General features: G+C 38.3%; 5 protein-coding genes and 2 tRNA genes. 6 read left to right on the forward strand and 1 reads right to left on the reverse strand.

Going from position 1 to position 6,329, the window contains the following annotated elements; all coding sequences use genetic code 11:
• Positions 1 to 30: 30 nt before the first annotated feature.
• A complete protein-coding gene (locus QLG01_RS06265) occupies positions 31 to 1,029 on the reverse strand; it encodes a sulfate ABC transporter substrate-binding protein (protein WP_282496039.1) in 999 nt (332 codons plus the stop codon).
• A gap of 399 nt (positions 1,030 to 1,428) precedes the next feature.
• Here QLG01_RS06265 and QLG01_RS06270 point away from each other — a divergent pair, with 399 nt between their 5' ends.
• From QLG01_RS06270 to QLG01_RS06295, 6 genes are all read left to right on the forward strand, one after another.
• Positions 1,429 to 1,728, forward strand: coding sequence for a hypothetical protein (locus tag QLG01_RS06270; protein WP_005300933.1), 300 nt, complete (start codon positions 1,429 to 1,431; stop codon positions 1,726 to 1,728).
• Between the two features lie 116 nt (positions 1,729 to 1,844).
• On the forward strand, positions 1,845 to 3,353 hold the full coding sequence (gene gltX, locus QLG01_RS06275; protein WP_282496040.1) for a glutamate--tRNA ligase: 1,509 nt from the start codon (positions 1,845 to 1,847) through the stop codon (positions 3,351 to 3,353).
• A 57-nt stretch (positions 3,354 to 3,410) separates the two neighbouring features.
• A tRNA-Ala gene (locus QLG01_RS06280) sits at positions 3,411 to 3,486 on the forward strand.
• Between the two features lie 25 nt (positions 3,487 to 3,511).
• Positions 3,512 to 3,587 (forward strand) — tRNA-Glu (locus tag QLG01_RS06285).
• Between the two features lie 128 nt (positions 3,588 to 3,715).
• The gene (locus QLG01_RS06290; RefSeq protein ID WP_282496041.1) at positions 3,716 to 5,137 is read left to right on the forward strand and encodes an amino acid permease; all 1,422 of its coding nucleotides are present in this window, start codon (positions 3,716 to 3,718) and stop codon (positions 5,135 to 5,137) included.
• Positions 5,138 to 5,256: 119 nt separating this feature from the next.
• Entirely contained in the window at positions 5,257 to 6,156 is a 900-nt protein-coding gene (locus QLG01_RS06295) for a hypothetical protein (protein WP_151827028.1), read from the forward strand.
• The last annotated feature ends 173 nt before the right edge of the window (positions 6,157 to 6,329 follow it).

Below are 6,329 nucleotides of genomic sequence, written 5' to 3' on the forward strand. Positions count from 1 at the left end.
AAATAAGCGGCTCTAAAAAAACTTAATTAATTATTGCTTCCCATCGTAAATTTGATCGAAGATAGCCCCATTTGCAAAGTGAGTTTTTTGAGCTTTAGCCCAGCCACCAAAAACATCATTAATTGTAAATAATTTAATTTTTGGGAATTGTGCTGCATATTTAGCAGCCACTTGCGCATTGCGTGGTCGGAAATAATGTTTAGCCGCCAACTCTTGCCCTAACGGTGAATATAAAAAGTTCAAATAGCCTTTTGCTAATGTTCGGTTGCCATCTTTATCTACGGTTTTATCTACAATTGCGACGGAAGGCTCTGCCAAAATTGAAATTGATGGGTAAACGATCTCATATTTATCTTTATCAGGTCCTTTCGTCGCCAATAAAGCTTCGTTTTCCCATGATAATAAAACGTCACCAATTCCACGCTCAGCAAATGTTGTTAGCGAACCACGTGCTCCCGAATCAAGTACTTTTACATTGTGGTAAAGTTTTTTAACTAATTCACGAGCTTTGGCATCATTTCCGCCCGGTTGTTTTAAGGCATACCCCCATGCCGACAAATAAATCCAACGCGGTGCGCCCCCTGTTTTAGGATTAGGAGTGATAATTTCCACACCAGGTTTTGTTAAGTCATTCCAGTCACGTATATTTTTTGGATTACCTTTTCGCACGAGGAATACAACAGTCGAAGTATAAGGTGCAGAATTATTCGGAAATTCTTTTTGCCAATTCGGTTGGATAAAACCTGCTTTCACAATCTCATCAATATCATTCGCTAACGCTAACGTTACAACGTCGGCTTCAAGGCCCGTAGCTACTGCCCGAGCTTGTTTACCAGACCCACCATGCGACTGTTTAAACTCAACATCCTGACCTGTACGCTGTTTCCAGAACTTCCCAAAAGCCTGATTATATTCTTGATAAAATTCTCGGGTCGGATCATAAGAAACATTTAAAAAAGAAGTAGCTGCCTGAGCTGCTGTTGCTATTCCCAAGTACACTGCTACAGCCATTATTGATATTTTTTTCATTTACAAAATCCATCATTGGTTTTAGTTTTACTATATTTTTAATTTTATAATTTACAATCAATTACTTATATTAATATATTTTTTATTAATCTCTTTAAAATATATAGCTTAAGATGCCTAAATCATTTCATTTTTGAAATTTTTTGTAATTATTCTTACAACTTAATGAGGGCCTTCACTTTATCTACACATTAATTTGTTAAATAATGAAGCGTAAAGGATACATATGACCTACATTGGGGTCGACCAGATTAAAATATAGATAATTTTTGTAAAAAGTGTGACACAGTTCCACTTTTTTATTAAGATTTATGTTTAAATCGTAGCATTACCGTAATTTTACATTTCGTTAAACTCAAAAAATAGTTGAAATGTAATGAACAGAGGGGATGATTAATAATGAAAATTCATTATGGAAAAGCGTTAAGCTTAAGTTTGGTGCTGGGTTTAGCATCACAATTTTCTGCAGCAGCAGTACTTAAAGATACCCCAAATAAGACTGGGTCAGATAAGCAGACTTCGCTTATTGAAAAAGCTTTAGATCAACAGAAACGTAATCCTATTGTATTACCTTCTTCAGATGATGAGCTTAAAGTACTTAATACTATTCGCGTTACACCGACTCAAAATTTTCTTGCCGCACAACACGAACGTTTTTCACGTTTTGTTCAGGCAATCTTCCAGCCGCATGCTTCTTAAAATCTGAAATACCCCCTCTTCGTTTCAGTTTTAGCCCAGACTGACGTTAAATAAAACGTCAGAATACTGGGCTTTTTCGTTATAATAGTTTCAATTTTTATTTTGACCCATTACCTATGAAAGTTCGTACTCGTATTGCACCTTCTCCTACCGGTTTTCCTCATGTCGGCACCGCTTACATCGCTTTATTTAACATGTGTTTTGCGAAACAACATGGCGGAGAATTCATTTTAAGAATTGAAGATACAGACCAACTTCGCTCTACACCAGAATCTGAAAAAATGATTTTGGATTCATTGCGTTGGTTAGGTCTAAATTGGTCTGAAGGTCCAGATGTAGGTGGTCCTCATGCACCGTATCGCCAATCTGAACGTATGGGAATTTATAAGCAATACGCATTAGAACTTGTTGAAAAAGGTCATGCTTTTTATTGTTTCGCTACTGCTGAAGAACTAGACCAGATGCGTGCTGAACAACAAGCACGCGGTGAAACACCAAAATATGATGGTCGCGGGTTAAAACTTTCTCAAGAAGAAGTGACGCGTCGCTTAGAAGCTGGTCAACCCCACGTCATCCGTATGAAAGTACCTGAAGAAGGTATTTGTAAATTTAATGACTTATTACGCGGGGAAGTTGAAATTCCTTGGGCACAAGTCGACATGCAAGTTCTTCTTAAAAATGATGGGTTACCGACTTATCATTTAGCGAATGTTGTAGATGACCATTTAATGGAAATCACTCATGTATTACGTGGTGAAGAATGGCTTCCATCTGCACCGAAACATCAGTTGCTTTACCAATATTTTGGTTGGGAAATGCCGACACTTTGTCACATGCCATTGTTGCGTAACCCAGATAAATCAAAATTATCTAAACGTAAGAACCCGACATCAATTAACTACTACCGCGATATCGGCGTTTTACCAGAAGCCTTATTAAACTATTTAGGCCGTATGGGCTGGTCAATGCCAGATGAGCGTGAAGTATTTACGCTACAAGACATGATGGATAGCTTTGATATTCAACGTGTTTCACTAGGTGGACCAATTTTCGATGTTGAAAAACTGAATTGGTTAAATGGTCAATGGATCAAAGGTTTAACTCCTGGCCAATTATTAGACCGTTTATTAACATGGAAAAGTGATCGCAGCACTTTAGAAGATATTGCAGCTGCCATTCAACCACGTATTAATTTACTTTCAGAAGCTGTGAATTGGGCTGGTTTCTATTTTAACCATATGCCACAAATTACTGCTGAAATGTTTGAAAGCAAAAAATTGACTCAAGAACAGGTTCGTCAAAGTCTGCAATTTGCAATTTGGCGTCTTGAAGGCCAGTTTACTTGGAATAACGACACTGTTAGCCAAACCCTAATGGATCTTGCGAACCAGATGGAGATTAAATTACGCGATTTCATGCCAGCGTTCTTTATCGCAATTGCAGGTTCAACTAGTTCAACACCTGTAATGCAGTCGATGGTGACCCTTGGACCTGATTTAACTTTTGCTCGTTTACGCCGTGCCTTAGAAGTTGTGGGTGGACCAAGCAAGAAAGAAGTTAAAAATTGGGAAAAACTCAATGAGAGCCTAAAATTGCCTAAAAATGAAGCAACTAGCGAAGCTTAATTCATTTTTTTGTTGACGTGTGAGCGCATCCCCCCTAATATTGCGCTCACACAAACTGGGGTCATAGCTCAGTTGGTAGAGCGCTACAATGGCATTGTAGAGGTCAGCGGTTCGATCCCGCTTGACTCCACCACGCTCCTTTGTGTTTGCCTCATCAAGTCCCTATCGTCTAGAGGCCTAGGACATCGCCCTTTCACGGCGGTAACCGGGGTTCGAATCCCCGTAGGGACGCCATATTCTGCTTTAAAAATTATAAAAAGACTCTATCGTCACCTTACTGTTTATTCTTTATCTCTTTCTAGATTGCACATTTGTCTATTTTATCTAAAATAGCGTCTTTCTTAATTCTCTCAATGTGTAATATGCAGCCATCTGACAATCAACTAGATGCTCATCAGCATCAGAACAGTACTGCACCTTTAAAAAGAGCCATGAGTACTCGCCATCTTGTGATGTTATCACTAGGCGGAGCTATCGGAACTGGTCTCTTTTTAGGTTCAGGGGAAGTCATTTCACAAACTGGAGCTATTGGCGCAATTATTGCCTATATACTTGGTGGCGCGATCGCTTACATGGTCATGCTTTGCCTAGGAGAGCTTGCTGTACACATGCCTGTTTCAGGCTCTTTTGGTGCTTATGCCAAAAAATATATTAGTCCTAGTACTGGCTATATGATTTCTTGGATGTACTGGCTGACCTGGACTGCAACGCTTGGAACTGAGTTCACAGCTGCGGCATTACTCATGCAGGAATGGTTCCCACATATTTCAATGTGGATCTGGACAATTGTTTTTGCAATCACTATTTTTGGCTTAAATATTAGTTCAACTCGCATTTTTGCTGAGTCTGAGTTTTGGCTCGCTCTTGTTAAAGTCATTACCGTGATTGCTTTTATTGTGCTTGGCCTGCTAGCAATTTTTGGTTTAATTCCTTTTCATGGCAGCCAAACTGCACCGCTATTTAGTAACCTTACAGCGCAAGGCTGGTTCCCACATGGTTTAATTCCTATTTTCACCACCATGCTGATTGTTAACTTTGCTTTCTCAGGCACAGAGTTAATTGGCGTAGCAGCAGGTGAAACCAAAGATCCAGCTCAGAATGTACCCAAAGCAATTAATGCCGCGATTTGGCGTCTTCTTATTTTCTTTGTCGGTACCATTATTGTTATTAGCGCTTTGCTTCCCTTCCAGCTTGCAGGTTTAGGCGGTGAAAGCGTAAGTAGCAGTCCATTTGTTACTGTATTTAATTATATTGGCATTCCATATGCGGATGATATTATTCGATTTGTAATTATTACAGCTCTGCTTTCAGCAGCAAACTCAGGACTTTATGCTGCTTCACGTATGATGTGGTCACTGTCGGAACAAAAATTATTACCTAGCGTATTTTCTAAACTTTCAAGAAGTGGAACACCTATTGTTGCTCTAGTTGTAACAATGTTTGGAGCAATTCCTGGTTTGTTATCAGAGCAATTTGCACCAGAGACTATTTTTAAGAATCTACTCGGTGTAGCTGCTTTTACCATGGTTATTGTCTGGATGAGCATTTGTTTAAGTCAGTTCAATTTCCGCCGCCAATGGTACAAATCTGGCCAAACGGTTAAAGACTTACAATATGCCGCTCCATTATTCCCTATCGTTCCAATTTTAGGTTTTATTTTCTGCTTTATTACTTGCTTAAGTATGGCTGCAGACCCTGAAATGCGTGCTGGTTTTGTGGGCTGTCTTATTTTTACAGCTTTATGTTATGTCAGCTATTTTATTTTTTACCGCAATAAAGCCTAATTCGCTTTGAATGAATTAAAGTGTAGCAAAAAGCTACACTTTTTTTTGCCTACATACTGGCTTTATATAACGTACCGTTGTAGATTAAAATTTATATTAAAAACAATTCCTTGTATAGAATGAAAATTATATTTATCCACGGGATGAATCAACAGAATTACACTGCTCATCGCTTAAAAGAGCATTGGCTAAAAGTATTTAAGCTTGGCCTAAAACAAATGCCTTGCAAAGTTAACGTGCGCGATCTTCATATTCATATGCCATTTTATGGCGACCTAATGACTAAATATCGATTAAGCAATCAATTAGACCTCAACACGTTATTACCTAAGTCATTTTTAAATAATTATTTACCCATTCATTTACATCCCCATAATCCCCCTACTAAAGAGCACACTCCATTTGTTCCTTTATTGCTACCAGCAACTGACTCCGCTGAAAAAAGCTTTTCAGAACGAATCTATCTGACCTCTCAGCTCGTAAAAGACCGCCTACTCAAAGAGTTGGTTGTTCTGTTAAATAACTTCCCTAAATTACATGAGAGCTTGATACAACAGTTTCTGATTGAGACTTATATGTACTTATCTAATCCTGAATTTATGGAGGAAGTAAATGAACGGATTTTAAAGAAAATGCGAGAAAATGAAGATTATATTGTCGTTGCGCACTCTCTCGGCTCGGTTATTGCCTTTAACCTTCTTTCAAATCCTGCATATCGGTTCTCAATTAAACGATTTATAACGTTAGCTTCTCCTTTATCTTTTCGCGTAATTCAAAGTAAGCTTCCGATTCCAATTGTTAGGCCATCATGTATTCACGGTGATTGGTTTAATTTTTACTCTCAAGACGATTTTCTAACTGCATTTCCACTATGTGAGGCGCCATTTAATTTTGATCCTCCAATTATTAATCAGAAGATTTATACCTTTGCCAACCAGCCGCATGAGATTTTAGGTTATCTACAACATCCGTCTGTTATAAAGGCAATTATTGAGCCTTTTCAGAAAAATGAAGGATAAATGTATATATTTTCTACAATTAGAGTTATTTTTAATCGGTTGACTGTTTTTTTTAATATTTCTTCAGAAAACTATTTGACACTTTTATTAAATCGACCTAATATACGCCCACCTCTGAAACGTCCCTATCGTCTAGAGGCCTAGGACATCGCCCTTTCACGGCGGTAACCGGG

Origin of the sequence: Acinetobacter sp. V89_4 (assembly GCF_029967875.1) — a bacterium.
Lineage (GTDB): Bacteria > Pseudomonadota > Gammaproteobacteria > Pseudomonadales > Moraxellaceae > Acinetobacter > Acinetobacter oleivorans.